This window comes from uncultured Amnibacterium sp. (assembly GCF_964244015.1).
In the GTDB taxonomy this organism is placed as follows: domain Bacteria; phylum Actinomycetota; class Actinomycetes; order Actinomycetales; family Microbacteriaceae; genus Amnibacterium.
The window spans coordinates 15,768-35,932 of the sequence record NZ_CAXTHO010000003.1 but is presented as its reverse complement, the minus strand read 5'-3'; the positions used below and the strand labels follow the sequence as shown (position 1 = coordinate 35,932).

Below are 20,165 nucleotides of genomic sequence, written 5' to 3'. Positions count from 1 at the left end.
CTCGGGTGACCGAACTGCCCCCCGGACCGCCTCCGGGTCCGCGGGACCCCGCGGACGGCTGGGTGGAGCTGTCCGACGGCCGACGCTTCTGGGGCAGGGCGGGCGCTGCCGGGCTGCTCGTCGTCGATCCGGACGGGGCCGTGCTGCTGCAGCACCGCGTCGGCTGGAGCCACTTCGGCGGTACCTGGGGTCTTCCGGGCGGTGCACGCCACATCGGTGAGTCGGCGTACGACGGGGCGCTGCGGGAGGCGCACGAGGAGACCGGGATCGAGGTCGCCGCGCTGCGGCCGCGGTTCGCCGTCCGACTCGATCTGGAGGTCTGGAGCTACACGACGGTCGCGGTCGCGGCGCCCTCGACCCTCCCGGTGTCCGTCACCGATCAGGAGAGCACCGCGCTCGAGTGGGTTCCCGCCGACCGGGTCGCCGATCGCGAGCTGCACCCCGGATTCGGCTCGGCGTGGGCGCGGCTGCAGCAGCAGCTCGCCGTCCCCGACCCGGTGCTCGTCGTCGACGCGGCGAACGTCGTGGGCAGCCGGCCGGACGGCTGGTGGAAGGACCGGGCGGGTGCCGCCGCGCGCCTGCTCACCTCGTTGCAGGCCCTCGCGGCTGCGGGGACGCCCGCCGGGCCGGCAGGGGATGGCCCGCTGCCGGTCGTGCATCGCTGGCCGCGCATCGTCGTCGTGCTGGAGGGGCAGGCGACCGCCGCCGCGGACGTACCGGGTCTCGACGTGGTGCGCGCGACCGCCTCCGGCGACGACGCGATCGTGGAGCAGGCCGCGCGCTTCGCCGGCTCACCGGTCACGGTCGTCACGGCCGATCGGGGCCTGATCGAGCGGGTCAGGGCCGAGGGCGCCGACGTGCTCGGCCCGAGCCGCCTGCTCGAGCAGCTGGAGCAGCTGGACGCTCCGGCCCGCTGATCGAGGTGCGCCCGTGAGCGGCTCTCGGGCTCTAGGCCGGCTGGGCGGCGCCGATGCGCCAGCCGGCCAGCCGCCGGACCTGCGCGTCGAGGTCGGCCTCGAGCTCGCGGACCCGCTCGTCGGGCAGCACGGGGTTGAGCACGGCCCAGCAGCGGACGCGGGCGTCGCGATCATGGCTCAGGGACTCCACCAGCGCGGGATCGGTCGCCTCGTTCTTCGCGACCTCGCCGCGCACGCCGGCATCGCGGTCGGCCGCGAGCGCCGCCAGCAGGTCGAGCGGCGCGTGGAGGTTCGACGCGACGCTCTGCCGGATGCCCGGCCGGTCGTTCGCCGCCAGCAGCCGGAGGCGGGCGATCTTGCTCTCGGTCACCGGAGGGGAGAGATGCAGGATCGCCTGGTCGCCCGCGGCCAGCGCTGCGGAGTCCTGCCGCATCGCGTCCAGCTGGGCCTTGGTGGTGAACCGGATGCACGACATGTCGAGGACGGTAGCGCCCCCCTCCGACCCCGGCCGCAGCGGGTGTGGGACGGGGTCTGCGACACGCCGGAGGCGTCCGCTACCCTGGTGCGCCATGAGGAGGTCGCCGGATGCCCGATGAACGCGACGATCGCCCCCGCAGGCGCCGAGAGGAGCCGTCGAGCGGGCCCGAGACGACCGCCTCGTTCGGGTACGAGTTCGGTTCGAGGCTCGCTGAGCTGACCGGCAGCCCCGCGGAGGAGCAGGCCGCGGTCAGCGCCCTGCCCAGCGGTTCGGCGCTGCTCGTCGTGCGCCGCGGGCCGAACGTGGGGGCCCGCTTCCTGCTGGACGAGGACGAGACGATCGCCGGCCGGCACCCGTCCGCGGACATCTTCCTGGACGACGTGACGGTCTCGCGCCGTCACGCGCAGTTCCTCCGGCACGGCACCGCGTTCGAGGTCAAGGACCTCGGCAGCCTGAACGGCACGTTCTTCGACGGCGTCCGCATCGAGACGGCGCTGCTCTCCGACGGTGCGGAGGTGCAGATCGGCAAGTTCCGGCTCACCTTCTACGCCTCCCGCCTCGACCTGGCCGGGATCGCGGCCCGATGAGCGCGGCGCTTCCCGACCGTCGGGATCCGGCGCCCGCCACCGGCACGATCTCCATCGGGCAGGTCCTCGCCCGGCTCGAGCCGGACTTCCCCGAGCTCTCGCCCTCGAAGCTCCGCTTCCTCGAGGACCGCGGCCTCATCCAGCCCGCGCGGACCGCCTCCGGCTACCGCAGCTTCTCGTCGGTCGACATCGACCGGATCAAGCTCGTGCTGCAGATGCAGCGGGACCACTACCTGCCGCTCAAGGTGATCCGCCGCTACCTCGCGGACCTGGACGCCGGTCGCAACCCGGAATGGCCCGGCACCGCCACCGGGTCGATCTCGATCCTCGGCGCCGAGCGCCGGTGGACCCGAGACGAGCTGCTCGCGGAGGCGCACGCCGGCGTCGACCTGCTCGGCGACGCGATCGCGACGGGCCTGATGCGCGCATCCGAGCTGTACGACGAGGGCGACCTGGGCACGATGCGGGCGCTCGCCGACCTCCGGAGCGCCGGCATCGAGCCGAGGCACCTGCGCGCGATGCGCATCGCCGTCGAGCGGGAGCTGGAACTCGTCGCGAACGCCCTGCTGCCCCTCCGCCGCCGAGCGGACTCGGCGAGCCGGCACCGTGCCGACGAGCGCGCGAACGAGCTCTCGGGAGACCTCGAGACGATCCGCGCGGCGCTCGTGAAGCGCGCCCTCGAGAACCACGCGTCCTGACCTCGACGCCCGCAGCCACGGCCGACACGCCGGAGATCGAAACCGCGATGTCGTTGCCCGGACCCTGGGCGGTCTGTAGCGTGACCCACAGAACGCGTCCCCGCTGCCCGCGGGAAACGCGTGGGGGGTGGAAGGCAGGGCACATTGACTGAGGTAAATCGGAGTGAAGACCGATACGACCTCGGCTTGCTGTTCACGGACGGCATGCCGGAGTTGGACGATTCGGCTGGCTACCGCGGTGTCATCGCCGCGCGCGCAGCAGGGATCACGTATCGGCAGCTCGACTACTGGGCTCGCACGGGCCTCGTGGAACCGACGATCCGTGGTGCCGCTGGTAGCGGTTCCCAACGGCTCTACGGGTTCCGCGACATCCTGGTGCTGAAGCTCGTCAAGCGATTGCTGGACACCGGCATCTCGTTGCAGCAGATCCGCACCGCGGTCGAGCAGCTCCGTCATTGGGGGATCACGGACCTTGCGCAGACCACGCTGATGTCGGACGGCGCCAGCGTCTACCTGTGCACGTCGAAGGAAGAGGTCTTCGACGTGCTGCAGCGCGGGCAGGGCGTGTTCGGCATCGCGGTCGGCAAGGTGCTCACGGACGTCCAGTCGGACCTGGTCCAGCTGGAGTCCGAGGCCGCCGACCCGATGGACGAGCTCTCCCTCCGCCGCGCCGCGCGCGCGGTCTAGCGACTTCGACCGAAGGCCCGGACCGATACCGGCCCGGGCCTTCGGCGTGCCCGCGGTGGTCTCGAGACGGGCGCTGAGCGCCCTCCTCGACCAGCGGATGAGGGTCGCCGCACCCCGGTGGTCGAGGAGCGCCGTCCACGGCGCGTCTCGAGACCACGGAGCTACGCGGAGCGGCCGGCCGGCTGCTGGGTCGGGATCTCGCTCGTCGCGAACTCGCCGATGCGGCCGGTGCGCATCACGCGGTCCAGCAGCTGGTCGAACATGCGGGCCAGCTCCTGCGCGCTCTCGCCGGGCCAGACGTGCAGCGGCTTCGCCGCGCCCTGCGCCTGCTGCAGGGACGTGCGCTCCGGCAGCTGGGGGCTGAGCACGAGCGGCCCGAACATGTCGCGCAGCTCCTTGATGCGGAACTGGTGCTCGAGGCTCTGCATGCGGGCGCGGTTCACGATGATGCCGAGCGGCTGGAGGCGCGGCGAGAGACCGCGACGGATCTCCTCGATCGCCCGCAGCGCGCGGTCGGCTGCGGCGACGGAGAACAGCCCGGGCTCGGTCACGACGGACACCCGGTCCGACGCCGCCCATGCGGTCCTGGTGAGCGCGTTCAGCGACGGCGCGCAGTCGACGAGCACGAGGTCGTACTCCGCCTCGACGTGCGCGAGCGCCTCCTCCAGCTTCCAGATGTCGCGGACGGAGGGGTGCGGGCCGTCGAAGTTGATCGCGGCGGGCGAGCCGACCATCACGTCGACGACGCCGCCCCGGCCGCGGGTCCATCCCGACGGGGTGATCGCCGCACGGACGATCTTCTCCTTCGGGCTGCCCAGGACGTCGGCGACGTTGACGGCTGCGACGGGCACGTCCATCCCCGTCGAGACGTCGGCCTGCGGATCGAGGTCCACGACCAGGGTCGAGACGCCGCGGGCGAACGCCGCGGAGGCCAGGCCGAGCGTCACCGTGGTCTTGCCGACCCCTCCCTTGAGGGAGCTGACACTCAGTACGTGCACGCCCAGTAGGTTAGCGGCGATGCCCCCACGGGCCGGGGGAACCGCCGCGCCCACGACAGTTGGAGACGGGCCCGTGTTCACGAAGATCCTGGTGGCCAATCGCGGCGAGATCGCGATCCGCGCCTTCCGAGCCGCCTACGAGCTGGGCGCGAAGACCGTCGCGGTGTTCCCGTACGAGGACCGCGAGTCGCTGCACCGGCAGAAGGCCGACGAGTCGTACCAGATCGGCGAGCCGGGCCACGCGGTCCGCGCGTACCTGGACGTCGCCGAGATCATCCGGGTCGCGAAGCTCTCCGGGGCCGACGCCGTCTACCCCGGCTACGGGTTCCTGTCCGAGAACCCGGAGCTCGCGGAGGCGTGCGACGCGAACGGCATCACCTTCATCGGTCCGCCCGCCAGGGTGCTGCGCAGCGCCGGCAACAAGGTGACCGCGAAGGAGCAGGCGATCGCCGCCGGCGTGCCGGTGCTGAAGTCGTCCCCGCCGAGCAGGGACGTCGACGAGCTGCTCGCCGCCGCGGCGGGGATCGGGTTCCCGATCTTCGCGAAGGCGGTCGCGGGCGGCGGCGGACGCGGCATGCGACGGGTGGAGGCGCCGGAGGATCTGCGTGCGGCCCTCGAAGCGGCGATGCGGGAGGCCGACAGCGCGTTCGGCGACCCGACGATGTTCCTCGAGCAGGCCGTGCTGCGGCCCCGCCACATCGAGGTGCAGATCCTCGCGGACGGTGCGGGCACGACCCTCCACCTGTTCGAGCGGGACTGCTCGGTGCAGCGGCGGCACCAGAAGGTCGTGGAGATCGCACCGGCGCCGAACCTCGACCAGTCGATCCGGGACGCGCTCTACCGCGACGCGATCGCGTTCGCGCGCTCGATCGACTACGTGAACGCCGGGACCGTCGAGTTCCTGCTCGACACGGCCGGGGAGCGCGCGGGTCAGCACGTGTTCATCGAGATGAATCCGCGCATCCAGGTCGAGCACACCGTGACGGAGGAGATCACGGACGTCGACCTGGTCGGTTCGCAGATGCGGATCGCGGCGGGGGAGACGATGGCCGATCTCGGGCTGTCGCAGGACGCGCTGCAGATCCGCGGCGCGGCCATCCAGTGCCGCATCACGACCGAGGACCCGAACCAGGGCTTCCGGCCCGACACCGGCCGGATCACGACGTACCGGTCGCCGGGCGGGGCCGGCGTACGGCTCGACGGCGGCACCATCAACCCGGGTGCGCAGATCAGCCCGCACTTCGACTCGATGCTCGCGAAGCTCACCTGCCGCGGCCGGGACTTCGCCGCGGCGGTCGCGCGCGAGAAGCGGGCGCTGGCGGAGTTCCGGATCCGCGGCGTCACGACGAACATCCCGTTCCTGCAGGCGCTGCTCGACGATCCGGCGTTCGTCGCCGGCGACCTCTCGACGAGCTTCATCGAGGAGCGCCCGCAGCTGGTCCACCAGCGCCCCAGCCGCGACCGCGCGACGAAGATCCTGAACTGGCTCGCCGACGTGACGGTGAACCAGCCGAACGGGCCGATGCCCCGCGGGCCCCGACCGGAGGACAAGCTGCCGGCCGCCGACCTCGCCGCCGCACCGCCTGCGGGCTCGAAGCAGCGCCTCGACGAGCTCGGTCCGGTCGGCTGGGCGAGGGCGCTCCGCGAGCAGACGGCGCTGGCGGTCACCGAGACCACGTTCCGCGACGCGCACCAGTCGCTGCTGGCGACCAGGGTGCGGACACGCGACCTGCTCGCCGTCGCGCCGTCGGTGGCGCGGCTCACCCCGCAGCTGCTGACGGTGGAGGCGTGGGGCGGCGCGACCTACGACGTCGCGCTGCGGTTCCTCGGCGAGGACCCGTGGGAGCGGCTCGAGCGGTTGCGGACCGCACTGCCGAACGTCGCGATCCAGATGCTGCTGCGCGGGCGCAACACGGTCGGCTACACGCCCTACCCGACCCGGGTGACCGACGCGTTCGTCGCCGAGGCAGCCGCGACCGGGGTCGACGTGTTCCGGATCTTCGACGCCCTGAACGACGTGAACCAGATCCGCCCCGCGGTCGACGCCGTGCTGGCGACCGGGACGGCGGTCGCCGAGACCGCCGTCTGCTACACGGCCGATCTGCTCGACCCGGCGGAGACGCTCTACACGCTCGACTACTACGTGCGCCTCGCGGAGCAGATGGTCGCCGCGGGCGCGCACGTGCTGGCGATCAAGGACATGGCCGGCCTGCTGCGGCCCCGAGCCGCGGCGAAGCTCGTGGCGGCGTTCCGGCGCGAGTTCGACCTGCCGGTCCACGTGCACACCCACGACACGGCCGGCGGGCAGCTCGCGACCCTGCTGGCGGCGAGCGACGCGGGCGCCGACGCGGTGGACGTCGCCGCTGCACCGATGGCCGGTACGACCAGCCAGCCCTCGTTCTCCGCGCTCGTGGCGGCGCTCGCCCACACGGAACGCGACACCGGGATCCCGCTGTCCGCGGTGACCGACCTCGAGCCGTACTGGGAGGCGATGCGCGCGCGGTACCGGCCGTTCGAGTCGGGGCTGCCGGGCCCGACCGGCCGCGTGTACACGCACGAGATCCCCGGTGGGCAGCTGTCGAACCTGCGGCAGCAGGCGATCGCGCTGGGGCTGGCCGACCGGTTCGAGCTGATCGAGGACCTCTACGCCGCCAGCAATCGGATCCTCGGCCGCATCCCGAAGGTCACGCCGTCGTCGAAGGTCGTCGGCGACCTGGCGCTGCAGCTCGCCGCGACGGATGCCGACCCTGCCGACTTCGAGCAGCACCCCGAGCGGTACGACATCCCGGACTCCGTCGTCGGGTTCATGGCGGGGGAGCTGGGCGACCTGCCCGGCGGCTGGCCGGAGCCGTTCCGCACGAAGGTGCTGGCGGGCCGCACGGTCCGCGTCGGCGTGACCGACCTCTCCGACGCGGATCAGGCCGCGCTGGACACCGGGTCGGCGACCCGGCGCGCGACGCTGAACCGCCTCCTGTTCCCCGGCCCGACCAAGCAGTTCGCCGAGCTGCACGACCTGTTCGGCGACCTCTCCGTCGTCGACACCGCCGACTACCTGTACGGCCTGCGTCCCGGCATCGAGCACACCGTCGCGATCGATCGCGGCGTGGAGCTGTTCATCGCGTTGGAGGCCATCGGTGAGCCCGACGACAAGGGCATCCGCACGGTCATGACCACGCTGAACGGGCAGCTGCGCCCCGTGTACGTGCGGGACCGCGGCATCGCGATCACGACGACCGCGGCGGAGAAGGCCGACCCGAACCGCGCCGGCCACATCGCCGCACCCTTCGCCGGCGTCGTCACGGTCAAGGTCGAGCAGGGTGCGACCGTCGCGGCCGGTGAGACGATCGCGACGATCGAGGCGATGAAGATGGAGGCCTCCATCACCACCCCCGTCGCCGGCACGGTCACCCGCGTCGCGGTGTCGAAAACCGCGCAGGTCGAGGCCCAGGACCTCCTGCTCGTCGTCGAGTAGGCCCCGCGCCGTTCACGGATCGGGAGATCCGGCACCGCCGCTCCGCGGCAGCCGCCGGATCCCCTGATCCGTGCACGTCTGCACCGGACAGGTCGCGGGGTGCACACTGGGGTCGCGCTACCCCGGCGCTCGCCCCCGGAACCCTCGGGGCACGCCCCCAGAACGGGCGCACGGCCGCCGCGCCGTGCCGCTTCCGGGGGGAGCAGAACTCTCAAGTTACAGTCGAGACATCGACCGCTCGAGGAAGTGGAAGCCGTGGCCAACAAGCGCATGAAGCCGGACGTGTCCGGCGGTCTGCTGGACGGCGCCCGCATGGAGGACGACACCGAGTTCGGCGACGGACCCGTGCAGGTGGCGCTCGTGACCCGCGCCGCCGGTACCGACCTGTCCTCGTTCGCGCGCTTCCCGGTGCAGCAGCATCCCTCCATCGAGATCGATCTGCCGCCGTTGCCGAAGTCGGACATCCCCGAGGCCGAGGCCGCCGTCGCGATCGACGACGTCCCGGTCGACCCCGGTTCGCTCGCCGGAGCGACGTCGAGCGTCGAGATCGTCGCGGGGAACACCGGCGAGCACGCGTTCGACGCGCTGATCACGGGTTCGACGGCGCGCGCGACCACCGGGTCCTTCTCCCGTGCCACCGGCCCGCTCCCGCGCTCGACCGGCTCGCTGCCGCGTGCAACGGGTTCGATGTCCGTCCCGCGTCGCACGGGCAGCGCTTACGACGCCCTGCTCGGCGCGCCGGTCCCGCCGCCCGGCGCGTTCGGCGACCACCGCCCGGGCGCGACGGGGGAGATGCCCCGCCTCGACGGCGCCGGATCCGCCACGCGCCGCGAGCGCCGCAACGGCACGCCTCCCTCGACCGACGAGCCCGAGTCCGCCGCGATGCTCACCGCGGACCGCCTGATCGAGAACGGCGGCCGGGTCCGCGAGAAGCCCACCGGCGGCTGGAACCGGTTCGTCTACGCGGCGACGCTGCACCGCCTGAACCTCGGTGACTCACCGCTCGAGCGCACGCGCAAGGATGAGGTCGCCAGGATCACCAAGGCGTTCGAGGGCGGCACCCGCTTCGTCCCGGTGCTGACCCGCAAGGGCGGCGTCGGGAAGACGACGGTCACCACCCTGCTCGGGATGACGATGGCGACGCTCCGCGAGGACCGCATCATCGCGATCGATGCGAACCCGGACCGCGGCACGCTCTCCGAGCGGGTGACGAAGCAGACCCGCGCGACCGTGCGGGACGTCGTGACCCGGGCCAACGCGATCAGCGGATTCACCGACTTCACGACCCTCGTCTCGCGCGACGAGACGCGGCTCGACATCCTGGCGTCCGACACCGACCCGCTGCTGTCGGAGGCGTTCGACGAGAACGACTACAACGTGGTCGCCGATCTCGCCGCGCGGTTCTACTCGATCGCGCTCACGGACTGCGGCACCGGCATCGTCCACTCGGTGATGCGCGCGACGCTGCAGCGGGCCGACTCGGTCGTGATCGTGTCCGGCGGCAGCGTCGACGAGGCGCGCCTCGCCTCCGAGACGCTGACCTGGCTGGAGGCGAACGGGTACGGCGACCTCGTCCGGAACGCGGTCGTCGCGATCAACACGGCGACCCATGGCACGTCGCTCGTGAAGCTCGACGAGATCGAGTCGCACTTCGCCTCCCGCGTGCGCGACATCGTGCGGATCCCCTACGACCCGCAGCTCGCCGCCGGCTCCGTCGTGGACTACAAGAACTTGAAGCAGGGCACGAAGGACGCGGCCCGCACACTCGCCGCGCTGGTCGCCGACGGCCTGCCGACGCGCCGCGAGGGTTGAGCGTCCGGGACATCCGGCTCTTCGGCGATCCGGTCCTGCGGACCGTCTGCGAACCGGTCGGCGAACCGGGCGCGACCGTGGCGGCGCTGGTCGCCGATCTGCTCGACACCGTGCAGGTCCCCGGCCGGGCGGGCGTCGCCGCGAACCAGATCGGTGTCGCGCTGCGGGCCTTCGCGTACAACGTGGAGGGCCGGATCGGCTACCTGCTCGATCCCGAGCTGGTGGAGGTGCGCGGTGAACCCGTCGACTTCGACGAGGGCTGCCTCTCGGTGCCCGACCTCGTGTTCCCGACGAAGCGGTACCCGTGGGCCCGCAGCGTCGGCCGCCTCCTGGACGGCTCGACCGCGGAGGTGATCGGCGAGGGCGTGCTCGCCGAGGCGCTGCAGCACGAGCAGGACCACCTCGACGGCAGGCTCTACCTCACCCGCCTCGAGCCTGCTGTGCGTCGGGAGGCGATGGCCGAGGTGCGCAAGGCGCCCTGGTTCCTGTCGTAGCGCTTCGCGGCCATGCGGGTGGGAGCGTCCCTGCTGCGTATGGCGTTCTCGCCGCGAGGGAGGCCGGGAAGTGGGCGCGGGGGTGCGTCCGCGGGTCCGTCGCGTTCCTGAATTGCGAACCATGGTTGCTTGCTCAGGAAACGGGTCGTCGTTCAGGACGGATCCGGCGATCCGTCCTGAACACTGACCCTTTTCCTGAATCCGCAGCACCCGACGTCCGTCGTGTAGGACGCTGAAGCGGGTGTAGGTCGAAACCGCAGTTCTGATCCTACACCGGCGTCGCAGTCCTACACCCGATGCAGAACCGACCCCGACACCCCGCCCCCACCGTCCAGGCGCTTTCACCACGCACGAACGCACCGAACCTCGAGAAGCCCGCCACCCGCCCACCGTCAAGGCGCCCTTCCCACGCACGATCGCATCGGACCTCGAGAAGCCCGCACCCACCCACCGTCAAGGCGCCCTTCACCACGCACGAACGCACCGGACCTCGGAAAGCCCGCCCACTCACCACCCAGCGTGCAGAAGCTCACCGCGCCGAGCCGACCTGCTCCTTCTTCGCCTCCGCGTACAGCGCGTCGATGTCGGCGCTGCGCTTGTCGAGGATGACGTGGCGCTTGATGCTCATCTTCGGCGTCAGCTCGCCCGACGCCTCGGTGAAGTCGTCGGCGAGGATCCGGTAGGCGCGGACGCCCTCCGCGCGGGACACCTGCGTGTTCGCGGTGTCGATCGCCTGCTGGATCTCGGCACGGACGACCGGCAGCTTCGCCGCCTCCATCACCGGCAGGCGCTCGTCCTCGCCCTTGTTCTTCAGCCAGGCGGGCAGCATCTCGGTGTCGAGGGTGACGAGCGCGGCGATGAACGGCCGCTGGTCGCCGACGACCACGACCTGGCTGACGATCGGGTCGGCGCGGATCGGGTCCTCGAGCTCGGCGGGGGAGACGTTCTTGCCGCCCGCCGTGATGATGATCTCCTTCTTCCTGCCCGTGATCAGCAGGTGCCCGTCGTCGTCGAGGGAGCCGATGTCGCCGGTCCGGAACCACTCGCCGTCGAACGCCTCCGCGGTCGCCTTCGCGTTGTGGATGTACTCGGGGAAGACGCCGATGCCGCTCACCTCGATCTCGCCGTCGGCGGCGATCCGGATCGCGGAGCCGGGCAGCGGTGGACCGACGGTGCCGACCTTCGCTGCGGCTGGCCGGTTGACCGTGATCGGCGCAGTGGTCTCCGTCAGCCCGTAGCCCTCCAGGATCGTCACCCCGATGGCGCGGTAGAAGTGGTTCAGCCGCTTGCCGAGCGGCGCCGACCCGGACACGGCCCAGCGGCACTGCCCGCCCAGCACGGCGCGCAGCTTCCGGAACACGAGCGCGTCGGCGGCCCGGTACTGCACCGCGAGCGCGAGCGGCACGCGGCCGGCGACCTTCGCCTCCGACCAGCGGACGCCGACGTCGACGGCCCAGCGGAACGCGGCGCCGCGGCCGGACGCCTCCGCCCGCTGCTCGGCGGAGTTGTAGACCTTCTCGAACACCCGCGGCACGGCGAGCAGGAACGTCGGCTTGAACGAGCCGAGCGACGGCACCAGCTGGGAGGTGTCCGCCTGGTGCCCGACGCGGATGCCGCCGGAGACGGCCAGCACGGAGATGAACCGCGCGAAGACGTGCGCGAGGGTCACGAAGAGCAGGGTCGCGGCCTGCTCGTGCACGATCTCGGGGATGTCGATCGTGACGTTGCGCGTCAGCTCGACGAAGTTGCCGTGCGTGAGCACGCAGCCCTTCGGCTTCCCGGTCGTCCCGGCCGTGTAGATGATGGTCGCGGTGTCGGACGCGACCGCGAGCCGCCGACGGCGCTCGATCTCCTGGTCGGGCACGTCGCGCCCCGACGCGGCGAGCTTGTCGAGGCCGCCGAGGTGCAGCTGCCACACCGAGTGGAGGTTCGGGAGGTCCGCCTGCACCTCGTCGACGCGGGTGTAGTGCTCCGCGGTCTCGACCACGATCGCGGCGGCGTCGGAGTCCTCGAGGATGTGGCGCACCTGGTCCGGCGAGCTCGTCTCGTACACGGGCACGACGAGCGCCCCGGCGTACCAGGCGGCGAAGTCGACGACGGACCACTCGTAGCGGGTGGAGGAGAGCAGCCCGATCCGGTCGCCCGGCTGGATCCCCGCCGCGACGAACCCCTTCGCGACGTCGACGACGCGCTGCTGGAACTGGGCGGCGGTGATCGGGCGCCACCCGCGCGGTCCTGCGGCACTCGACGGGGCGCCGTCGGGGACCTGGAACAGCACCAGGTCGGGTGTGCGCGACGCGCGCTGCGCGAGCAGCTCGGCGACGTTCAGTGCCGGCTCGGGATCCACGAGGATCCGCGTCTCGGTCTGCTGCACTCGAAGCTCCTTCGCCTGGGTGGGGTCGATGGTATCGGGCGGGGTACCAGGAGGCGGCAGACGGGGCCGGAGGCGCCTTTCCGCTTAGGCTCCTCTGCCGTGCACGCGATCGGGATCGACATCGGCGGGACGAAGATCGCCGGCGGGATCGTCGACGAGCTGGGCGCCATCGAGCGCTTCGAGCGGGTGCCCACCGATGCGCGCGACTCGGACGCGATCGAGGAGGCGATCGTCTCGATGATCGAGACCCTCGCCGACGGCGAGCGGCTGCCCGTCGGGGTCGCGGCCCCCGGCTTCATCGACGCCGCCCAGAGCACCGTGTACTACACGCCGAACATCCCGTGGCGCAACGAGCCGCTGCGGGAGCGGCTGGAGGCGCGCCTCCACCTGCCCCTCGTGATCGACAACGACGCCAACGCGGCCGGCTGGGCGGAGTTCCACTTCGGCGCCGGCCGCCTGGTCTCCGACATGGTGATGCTGACCTCGGGCACCGGGGTCGGCGGGGCGGTGATCGTCGACGACCGCCTCCTGCGCGGCGGCTTCGGCGTCGCCGGCGAGCTGGGGCACCTGCGCGTCGTGCCCGACGGGATCCTGTGCGGGTGCGGCGCGCGCGGCTGCATCGAGCAGTACGGCTCGGGTCGGGCGCTGCAGCGCATGGCGGGCGAGATCGCGGACTCGGGCGGCATCGGCCGGGCGCTGGCCGCCGAGCGCGAGCGCGCGGGAGGGGTGCTCGAGGGCGCCGTCATCGGCCGGCTGGTGCAGGAGGGGGATCCCGGCGCGATCGCCGCGCTGAGCGAGCTCGGCTCCTGGCTCGGCCAGGCCTGCTCCAGCCTCGCCGTCGTCCTCGATCCGCAGCTGTTCGTGATCGGCGGCGGGGTGGCCGACGCCGGCGACCGCCTGCTCGACCCGGTCCGCCGCGCGTACTCGGACCACCTCCCGGCTCGCGGGTTCCATCCCGAGCCGGTGTTCGCCGTCGCCCAGCTCGGCAACGAGGCGGGCGTGGTGGGCGCGGCAGACCTCGCGCGCCTCCAGGCGGACCCGCACGCGACCGCCTCCGCGCCCTGAGGCCGGGATCCGGGTCCGCCCCGGCGACCCGGTAGCCTCGTCGGGATCCGCCGGGGAAGGAGACCCTCGATGCTGTACTGGCTCATCAAGAACCTCTTCCTGGCGCCGTATCTGAACGCGACGTTCCGGCCGTGGGTCTCCGGCATCGAGAACGTGCCGACGACGGGGGCGGTCATCCTCGCGTCGAACCACGTCTCGATCGTCGACTCGCTGTTCCTGCCGCTGATGCTGCGGCGCAAGGTGACCTTCCTCGCCAAGAGCGACTACTTCACCGGGAAGGGCATCAGGGGATTCGCCATCCGGACGTTCATGAACGGGGTCGGTCAGCTGCCGATCGACCGATCGGGCGGCAAGGCCAGCGAGGCGTCGCTCGACACGGGGGTGCAGGTGCTGCAGCACGGCGGCGTGCTGGGTATCTACCCGGAGGGGACGCGCAGCCCGACCGGCAAGCTCTACCGCGGCCGCACCGGCGTCGCCCGGATGATCCTCGAGGGCAAGGCCCCGGTGGTCCCCGTCGCGATGTTCGACACCGACAAGGCGATGCCGATCGGGTCGAAGATCCCGAAGGTGCGCCGGGTCGGTGTCGTGATCGGCGAACCGCTCGACTTCTCCCGCTTCGAGGGTATGGAGGGGGACCGGTTCGTGCTCCGGTCGATCACCGACGAGATCATGGTCGAGATCGCGAAGCTCTCGGGCCAGGAGTACGTGGACGCGTACGCGAGCACCCTGCGGCAGGCGTCTGCCGCCCGTGCCGCGTGACGAGGGAAGCGCCCGTGCTGTCGTCCTTCGAGGATCCCGTCGTGCCCGCGCGCCCCGAGGTGGTCGCGGGGCTCGACCACTGGCGCACCCTGGAGGTGCTGCAGCAGCCGACGTGGGACGACCCCGCCGAGGCGGAGGCCGCCGTCGCCGAGGTGCGCTCCATGCCCCCGCTCGTGTTCGCCGGTGAGATCGATCAGCTGCGGACGAGACTCGCGACCGCGGCCGCCGGTCACGCGTTCGTGCTGCAGGGCGGCGACTGCGCGGAGACCTTCGAGGCCGCGACGGCCGACCGCATCCGGGCGCGGGTGAAGACGATCCTGCAGATGGCGGTGGTGCTCACCTACGGCGCCTCCATGCCGGTCGTGAAGATGGGCCGCATGGCGGGCCAGTTCGCGAAGCCCCGGTCGAGCGACTCGGAGACGCGCGGCGGCGTGACCCTGCCCGCGTACCGCGGCGACATCGTGAACGGGTACGACTTCACGCCCGAGTCACGCCGTCACGACCCCGCCCGGCTGGTCCGCGGGTACCACACCGCCGCCTCCACGCTGAACCTCGTGCGCGCGTTCACGCAGGGCGGGTTCGCCGACCTCCGCGAGGTGCACAGCTGGAACCGCGGCTTCGCCGCGAACCCGGCGAACCAGCGGTACGAGGGCCTCGCGCGCGAGATCGATCTCGCCGTGAGGTTCATGGAGGCCGCCGGCGCGGACTTCGACGAGCTGAAGCGCGTCGAGTTCTACACGGCGCACGAGGGGCTGCTGCTCGAGTACGAGCGCGCGCTGACCAGGATCGACTCCCGCAACGGGACGCCGGTCGACACCTCCGGCCACTTCATCTGGATCGGGGAGCGCACCCGGCAGCTGGGCGGCGCGCACGTCGACTTCTTCCGTCGGATCCGCAACCCGATCGGGGTGAAGGTCGGACCGGGCATGACGTCGGACGAGCTGGAGCGCCTCGTCGACCTGCTCGACCCGGACCGCGAGCCCGGCCGTCTGACGCTGATCACGCGGATGGGCTCGTCGAGGATCCGGGACACCCTGCCTCCGCTGCTCGAGGCGGCGAAGGGCTTCGCGGCGACGCCGCTCTGGATCACCGACCCGATGCACGGCAACGGGATCACGACGCCGACCGGCTACAAGACGCGCCGCTTCGACGACGTCGTCGACGAGGTCATCGGCTTCTTCGAGGCGCACCGCGGCGCGGGTACGCATCCGGGCGGCATGAACGTGGAGCTGACCGGCGACGACGTGACCGAGTGCCTCGGCGGCTCGGAGCACATCGACGAGCAGACGCTCGCCACCCGCTACGAGTCGCTCTGCGACCCGCGGCTGAACCACATGCAGTCGCTCGAGCTCGCGTTCCTGGTGGCCGAGGAGCTGGCGAAGCACTCCCGCCGCTGAGCCCCGCCCGAGCACGACGGCAGGATTCAGCACCATCAGCAGGACGGAAACGCCCGGTGAGTCCTGCTGATGGTGCTGAGTCCTGCTGAACTGCTCCCTACGGGGTGGTCGGTGGCGCGGTGGGGCCGGTCGAGACGACGAGGCGCACGGTCGTACCGGCCGGGACCTCGGCGGCGGCCGGCACGGTGTCGCCGTCCGCGTCGATCAGGCGGAGCACCGTGCCGGCCGCGCGGCTCGATGTCCGCTCGACCTGCTGACCGAGCGTCAGGCGGGCAGCGGCGACCGCCGCGGTCGCCGCCGCGACGGTGTCGCCCTTCACCGCCGGGACCGAGGCCGGTTGCGCGCCGCGCGACAGCACGAGCGAGACCGTCGCGCCGTGCGAGAGCGTGGCGCCCGGCTTCGGGTCGGTCGTGGCGACCGTGCCGGAATCCTCCGTGCTCCAGGCTCGCTTCGAAGGCCCGAGGCGGAACCCCTGCGCCGCGAGTTTCCGGGCGGCGCCGTCCTCGGTCATGCCGGACACCGCGGGCAGCGCCGAGGTCGAGCCCGGGCCCCCGCCGTAGTACCAGCCGGTGCCCGCAGCCAGCGCACCGGCGACGAGCACCGCGCCGAACGCCCACGCCCCTCGGCGATGCGCCTTCGCCGTCGCGGCCCGCAGCCGCTCGATGACGTCGGTGACTTCACCACGTTTCGGTGCTGCCGGTCGGACGTCGGCGGTGGTCAGCACGCGGGTGGCGGCCGCGGACGAGGAGGGGATCACGGCGGTGCGCTGGGTCGCGGGGCGCTTGCGCGCCGCCTCCACCCCGTCCGCCATCAGGTGCTGCGTCTCGAACAGCTGGTCGAGCATCGCCCGGGCGTCGCGGGGGCGGTCCTCCGGATCCCGGGAGGTCGCCCACAGGGTCAGGTCGTCGAGCAGCGCCGGAATCGCGGGGTTCTTCAGCGACGGCGCCGGAACCGAGTCGTTCGCATGCTGGTAGGCGATCTGCACCGGCTGCTCGCCCTTGAACGGCTGCTCGCCGGTGAGCATCTCGTACATCATGATGCCGACCGCGTAGATGTCGCTCCTGGTGTCCGCGATACCGCGGGTGACGAGCTCGGGGGAGAGGTAGGCGATCGTCCCGAGCAGCGCCTGGCCGCTCGCGGTGTGGCTCGTCGCGGCGCGGGCGAGTCCGAAGTCGCCGATCTTGATCCGGCCGTCGTCGGCCAGCAGCACGTTCTCGGGCTTCAGGTCACGGTGGATGATCCCGGCCTTGTGCGCGGCGACGAGACCGGCGAGCACCGCCTCCAGAATGTCCATCGTCTGCTCGGGCGTGAGGCGGCCGTACTCGCCGAGGAGGTCGCGGAGGGTGATGCCCTGCAGGTACTCCATCACCAGGTACGCCGTGCCGAGGTCCTGGCCCTGGTCGAAGACGTTGACCACGTTCGGGTGCGCGAGCCGCGCGGCGCTGCGCGCCTCCTGGATGAACCGGTCGCGGAACGCGGCGTCGTCTGCCAGATGCGCGTGCATGATCTTGACCGCGACGCGGCGCTCCAGCCGCAGATCGGTGGCGAGGTAGACCGTCGCCATGCCGCCCCGCGCGATGCGCGCACGGATCTGATATCGCCCGTCCAGCAGCCGGCCCACCATGGGGTCGGGAGGCGCGGCGGTCACGTCGGGCAGTGTAAGGAGCGGCGGTGACGGAGCCCGGGCACGGGCCCGGTGCGGCGCCGTTCTCCTCGGTCCCCGTCCAGGTTCGGCCGGGTCAGCGCCCTGCGCGCTCGAGGTCCTGCAGCCACCCGCGAGCGGCGCGCTCCCACTTGCCGTACGCCGCGGGGGAGGCGCCCCGCTGCACCGCGTACGCGGCCTCGCCGATGCTCATGAACTCCCAGCCGCCCACGTCGAGCAGCCCCGTCGCCGGCGCGACGATGCCGCTGCCGGAGCCGCCGAAGAACGCGATCGCGGCGTGACGAGGATCGAGCAGCGCATCCTCATCGCCCCAGCCGAGGCTCGGCCGCTGCTGGAAGAGCCCGACCGCGTCGGCCTCCCCGAATGCGAGGTTGTGCAGGGAGGAGTCCTGCATCGCGGCGGTGAGGGCGATGACGATGCCGTCGTCCGGCACGCCGGCCTCCCGCCCGACCGCCAGGACGACGCGTGCGTTCTCCCGCATCTCGCCGGTGAGCGTGACCGCGCCGGAGCCGGTCTTCCGCAGGTTCGGCACGGGGATCACGAGCTGCTGGCCGGCGCGGACGGTGCTGCCGCGGGACAGCCCGTTCGCGAGGAGGACGGCGGCGGTCCCGACGCCGTGGCGCTGTGCGATGGAGGAGATCGTCTCGTCGCGGGAGACACGGTGCCGGTGCAGCTCGTCGGCGACGGAGGTCGTGGCCGGGCGGCTCTCGTGCGGCTTGACGAGCAGGGTCTGGCCGGTGGCCAACGCGGTCCTCCACCCCAGCCCGTTGAGCGCGAGCACGCTCGCGGTCGAGACGCCGTGGCGCGCGGCGATGTCGAACACGGTCTCGCCCTGGGCGACCTCGACCTCGATCGCGCCCTCGCGGGCGCGGCGCATCGGTTCGGCGTCGGCCGAAGGCCGCGACCAGCGACCGTCGCGGTCGCCGCCGACCGACAGGTCGCCGGACGGTGCGACGGACCGGGCGAGCGACCCCATGAGACGACCGGCTGCCCCGAGCCGTGTCCGCAGCGCGCCGCGGTCGCCCGTGTGCCGTCCCCCGTCGGCCCGCGCCAGTCGCTCCTGCTCCGAAAGCGTGGAACTCATGTCCATCCTGTTCTCGCCCATCCCCCGAGGGGCGTGAGCGCACAGTCCCAAACGGCGTCCCCGAAGTCAATGGACGTGGCCGCTGGGACCCGCGTTCGCCCCCCGGAACGCTGACCCCAGTTCGAGCCCTGGCATCCTTGTCTCCCGTGACCGGCATGAACGAGCGGACCTGGCTGACCGTCCCCGACCTGGTGGAGCGGCTCGACTCGACGCCGAGCCGCGTGCGCAGGCTGATCGAGGACCGGACCCTGCTGGCGATGCGCCGCGACGGCGTGCTGTCGGTGCCGGAGGTGTTCCTCGACGACGAGGGGCCCCTGCCCGAGCTGCGCGGCACCGCGATCCTGCTGTCGGACAGCGGCTTCGACAACGACGAGTCCGTCACCTGGCTGCTCGAGCCCGACGACAGCCTCGGCGTCGCCCCGATCGACGCGCTCCTCGCGGGCCGCAAGGCCGAGGTCCGCCGGGTCGCGCAGGCCCTCGCCTTCTGATCGCTGCTGCGACCGGCGGGTCGCTCAGGCCGTGCGGACGCTGATCGAGTCCGCGAGGCGGGAGAGGGCGTCGCGGGCGTCGGCCGTGAGCGGTGCGCCGTCCAGCGCCTCGAGCGCGCGCTCGACGTTGGCGGCGATCAGCTGCTCGACCTCGTCGATCGCGCCGGAGCCGCGGATCGTCTCCTGCAGCATCTGCACCTGCTCGACCGTCAGCTCCGGGTCGCCGAGCAGCTCGTCCACCGTGCGGCGGGCGGAGGTGGGCAGCGCGCGGCGCGCGAGCGCGACGAGCACGGTGCGCTTCCCCTCCACCAGGTCGTCGCCCGTGGGCTTGCCGGTGACCTCGCTGTCGCCGAAGACGCCCAGCAGGTCGTCGCGCAGCTGGAAGGCGACACCGAGCGGCAGCCCGAACTCGCGCAGGGCGGCCATCTGCGGCATCGACGCCCCGCCCAGGGATGCGCCGATCGCGAGCGGCGCCTCGATCGAGTACTTCGCGGACTTGTAGGTGATGACGGTGATGGCGGTGTCGACCTCGCGACCCTCGCGGACGTGCGGCCACGACGCCTCCGCGACGATGTCGAGGTACTGGCCCGCGGTGACGTCGGTGCGCATCCGGTTGAACTCGGCGCGCGCCGCCCGGGCGTTGTCCCGGTCCGACAACTGGTCGAGCGACTCCGAGAACAGCTCGTCGCTCCACACGAGCAGCAGGTCGCCGAGCAGGATCGCGGAGGAGTCGCCGAAGCGGGTCGCGTCGCCCACGAAGCTGCGGTCGCGGTGCTCGCGCTCGAAGCGGCGGTGCGCGGACGGCGCTCCACGGCGGGTGTCGGAGGCGTCGATCAGGTCGTCGTGCACCAGCGCGGCGGCGTGGAACAGCTCCAGCGCGGCCGCGACACCGACGACCGCGGGCACGTCCCTGCTGCGCGAGTCGCCGAAGATGTCGTCGGACGACCCCGTTCCCTGCACGGACTGCCAGCCCCAGTACGCGAACCGGGCCCTGAACCGCTTCCCGAATCTCAGAAAGTCCCTCGAAATCATCTCGATCGGCGCGGTGTCGTCCGAGATGGCGGCGAGAATCGGTGCTCGGGCGTCGAGGAACTCGTCGATCCGGTTCTGCACGAGGTCGACGAGTCGGCCACCGGTGCTCACACCGCCTAGCCTAGCCACGAGCCCGCCTTGTACACTGGCGCCGCTCACG

At 72.2% G+C, this 20,165-nt stretch carries 16 protein-coding genes and 1 pseudogene; 11 read left to right on the top strand and 6 right to left on the bottom strand.

Annotated elements, in window-relative coordinates:
* Window positions 1-5: 5 nt before the first annotated feature.
* The gene (locus tag ACFE67_RS00845; protein ID WP_375404976.1) at window positions 6-917 is read left to right on the top strand and encodes an NUDIX domain-containing protein; all 912 of its coding nucleotides are present in this window, start codon (window positions 6-8) and stop codon (window positions 915-917) included.
* 31 nt (window positions 918-948) lie between these two features.
* Here ACFE67_RS00845 and ACFE67_RS00840 read toward each other — a convergent pair whose 3' ends face one another.
* Window positions 949-1,392, bottom strand: a complete 444-nt coding sequence (locus ACFE67_RS00840) for a hypothetical protein (protein WP_375404975.1) — start codon at window positions 1,390-1,392, stop codon at window positions 949-951.
* Between the two features lie 110 nt (window positions 1,393-1,502).
* Between ACFE67_RS00840 and ACFE67_RS00835 the strand changes: the two genes are divergently transcribed.
* From ACFE67_RS00835 to ACFE67_RS00825, 3 genes are all read left to right on the top strand, one after another.
* Complete coding sequence (locus tag ACFE67_RS00835; RefSeq protein ID WP_375404974.1) at window positions 1,503-1,982, top strand: FHA domain-containing protein; 480 nt, start codon at window positions 1,503-1,505, stop codon at window positions 1,980-1,982.
* Complete coding sequence (locus ACFE67_RS00830) at window positions 1,979-2,680, top strand: MerR family transcriptional regulator (RefSeq protein ID WP_375404973.1); 702 nt, start codon at window positions 1,979-1,981, stop codon at window positions 2,678-2,680. Before ACFE67_RS00835 ends, ACFE67_RS00830 begins: the two co-directional genes overlap by 4 nt.
* A gap of 204 nt (window positions 2,681-2,884) precedes the next feature.
* Complete coding sequence (locus ACFE67_RS00825) at window positions 2,885-3,367, top strand: MerR family transcriptional regulator (protein ID WP_375405004.1); 483 nt, start codon at window positions 2,885-2,887, stop codon at window positions 3,365-3,367.
* A gap of 161 nt (window positions 3,368-3,528) precedes the next feature.
* Here the strand turns inward: ACFE67_RS00825 and ACFE67_RS00820 are convergent, their stop codons facing one another.
* Window positions 3,529-4,365 (bottom strand): ParA family protein, encoded by an 837-nt coding sequence (locus ACFE67_RS00820; protein ID WP_375404972.1) that lies wholly within the window; start codon window positions 4,363-4,365, stop codon window positions 3,529-3,531.
* Window positions 4,366-4,438: 73 nt separating this feature from the next.
* On the opposite strand from ACFE67_RS00820, the gene ACFE67_RS00815 reads away from it, so the two are divergent.
* From ACFE67_RS00815 to ACFE67_RS00805, 3 genes are all read left to right on the top strand, one after another.
* Complete coding sequence (locus ACFE67_RS00815) at window positions 4,439-7,837, top strand: pyruvate carboxylase (protein ID WP_375404971.1); 3,399 nt, start codon at window positions 4,439-4,441, stop codon at window positions 7,835-7,837.
* 255 nt (window positions 7,838-8,092) lie between these two features.
* Window positions 8,093-9,649: a MinD/ParA family protein gene (locus tag ACFE67_RS00810; protein ID WP_375404970.1), complete on the top strand. Its 1,557-nt coding sequence runs from the start codon at window positions 8,093-8,095 to the stop codon at window positions 9,647-9,649.
* The gene (locus tag ACFE67_RS00805; RefSeq protein WP_375404969.1) at window positions 9,646-10,143 is read left to right on the top strand and encodes a peptide deformylase; all 498 of its coding nucleotides are present in this window, start codon (window positions 9,646-9,648) and stop codon (window positions 10,141-10,143) included. The genes ACFE67_RS00810 and ACFE67_RS00805 overlap by 4 nt, the downstream gene beginning before the upstream one ends.
* Before the next feature lie 529 nt (window positions 10,144-10,672).
* On the opposite strand, the gene ACFE67_RS00800 is transcribed toward ACFE67_RS00805, so the two are convergent.
* Complete coding sequence (locus ACFE67_RS00800) at window positions 10,673-12,517, bottom strand: AMP-dependent synthetase/ligase (protein WP_375404968.1); 1,845 nt, start codon at window positions 12,515-12,517, stop codon at window positions 10,673-10,675.
* 99 nt (window positions 12,518-12,616) lie between these two features.
* On the opposite strand from ACFE67_RS00800, the gene ACFE67_RS00795 reads away from it, so the two are divergent.
* The 3 genes from ACFE67_RS00795 (at window position 12,617) to ACFE67_RS00785 (ending at window position 15,738) form a co-directional block, all read left to right on the top strand.
* Window positions 12,617-13,582 carry an ROK family glucokinase gene (locus ACFE67_RS00795; protein ID WP_375404967.1) on the top strand — a complete coding sequence of 322 codons (966 nt, stop codon included), beginning with the start codon at window positions 12,617-12,619 and terminating at the stop codon, window positions 13,580-13,582.
* Between the two features lie 69 nt (window positions 13,583-13,651).
* Window positions 13,652-14,341, top strand: a complete 690-nt coding sequence (locus ACFE67_RS00790; protein WP_375404966.1) for a lysophospholipid acyltransferase family protein — start codon at window positions 13,652-13,654, stop codon at window positions 14,339-14,341.
* A gap of 41 nt (window positions 14,342-14,382) precedes the next feature.
* Complete coding sequence (locus ACFE67_RS00785; RefSeq protein ID WP_375404965.1) at window positions 14,383-15,738, top strand: class II 3-deoxy-7-phosphoheptulonate synthase; 1,356 nt, start codon at window positions 14,383-14,385, stop codon at window positions 15,736-15,738.
* Between the two features lie 124 nt (window positions 15,739-15,862).
* Here the strand turns inward: ACFE67_RS00785 and pknB are convergent.
* Both pknB and ACFE67_RS00775 read right to left on the bottom strand, forming a co-directional pair.
* Window positions 15,863-17,362, bottom strand: a pseudogene (gene pknB / locus ACFE67_RS00780) (Stk1 family PASTA domain-containing Ser/Thr kinase); the annotation flags it as partial.
* A 115-nt stretch (window positions 17,363-17,477) separates the two neighbouring features.
* The gene (locus ACFE67_RS00775) at window positions 17,478-18,485 is read right to left on the bottom strand and encodes a LysM peptidoglycan-binding domain-containing protein (RefSeq protein WP_375404964.1); all 1,008 of its coding nucleotides are present in this window, start codon (window positions 18,483-18,485) and stop codon (window positions 17,478-17,480) included.
* Window positions 18,486-18,640: 155 nt separating this feature from the next.
* Between ACFE67_RS00775 and ACFE67_RS00770 the strand changes: the two genes are divergently transcribed.
* A complete protein-coding gene (locus ACFE67_RS00770) occupies window positions 18,641-18,973 on the top strand; it encodes an Rv2175c family DNA-binding protein (RefSeq protein ID WP_375405003.1) in 333 nt (110 codons plus the stop codon).
* Between the two features lie 24 nt (window positions 18,974-18,997).
* Here ACFE67_RS00770 and ACFE67_RS00765 read toward each other — a convergent pair whose 3' ends face one another.
* On the bottom strand, window positions 18,998-20,116 hold the full coding sequence (locus ACFE67_RS00765; RefSeq protein ID WP_375404963.1) for a polyprenyl synthetase family protein: 1,119 nt from the start codon (window positions 20,114-20,116) through the stop codon (window positions 18,998-19,000).
* Between the last annotated feature and the right edge of the window lie 49 nt (window positions 20,117-20,165).

Coding starts and splice junctions, on each gene's coding strand:
- ACFE67_RS00840 (WP_375404975.1), bottom strand. CDS start 1,392: ATGTCGTGCATCCGGTTCACCACCAAGGCCCAGCTGGACGCGATGCGG.
- ACFE67_RS00835 (WP_375404974.1), top strand. CDS start 1,503: ATGCCCGATGAACGCGACGATCGCCCCCGCAGGCGCCGAGAGGAGCCG.
- ACFE67_RS00830 (WP_375404973.1), top strand. CDS start 1,979: ATGAGCGCGGCGCTTCCCGACCGTCGGGATCCGGCGCCCGCCACCGGC.
- ACFE67_RS00825 (WP_375405004.1), top strand. CDS start 2,885: ATGCCGGAGTTGGACGATTCGGCTGGCTACCGCGGTGTCATCGCCGCG.
- ACFE67_RS00790 (WP_375404966.1), top strand. CDS start 13,652: ATGCTGTACTGGCTCATCAAGAACCTCTTCCTGGCGCCGTATCTGAAC.
- ACFE67_RS00775 (WP_375404964.1), bottom strand. CDS start 18,485: ATGAGTTCCACGCTTTCGGAGCAGGAGCGACTGGCGCGGGCCGACGGG.
- ACFE67_RS00770 (WP_375405003.1), top strand. CDS start 18,641: ATGAACGAGCGGACCTGGCTGACCGTCCCCGACCTGGTGGAGCGGCTC.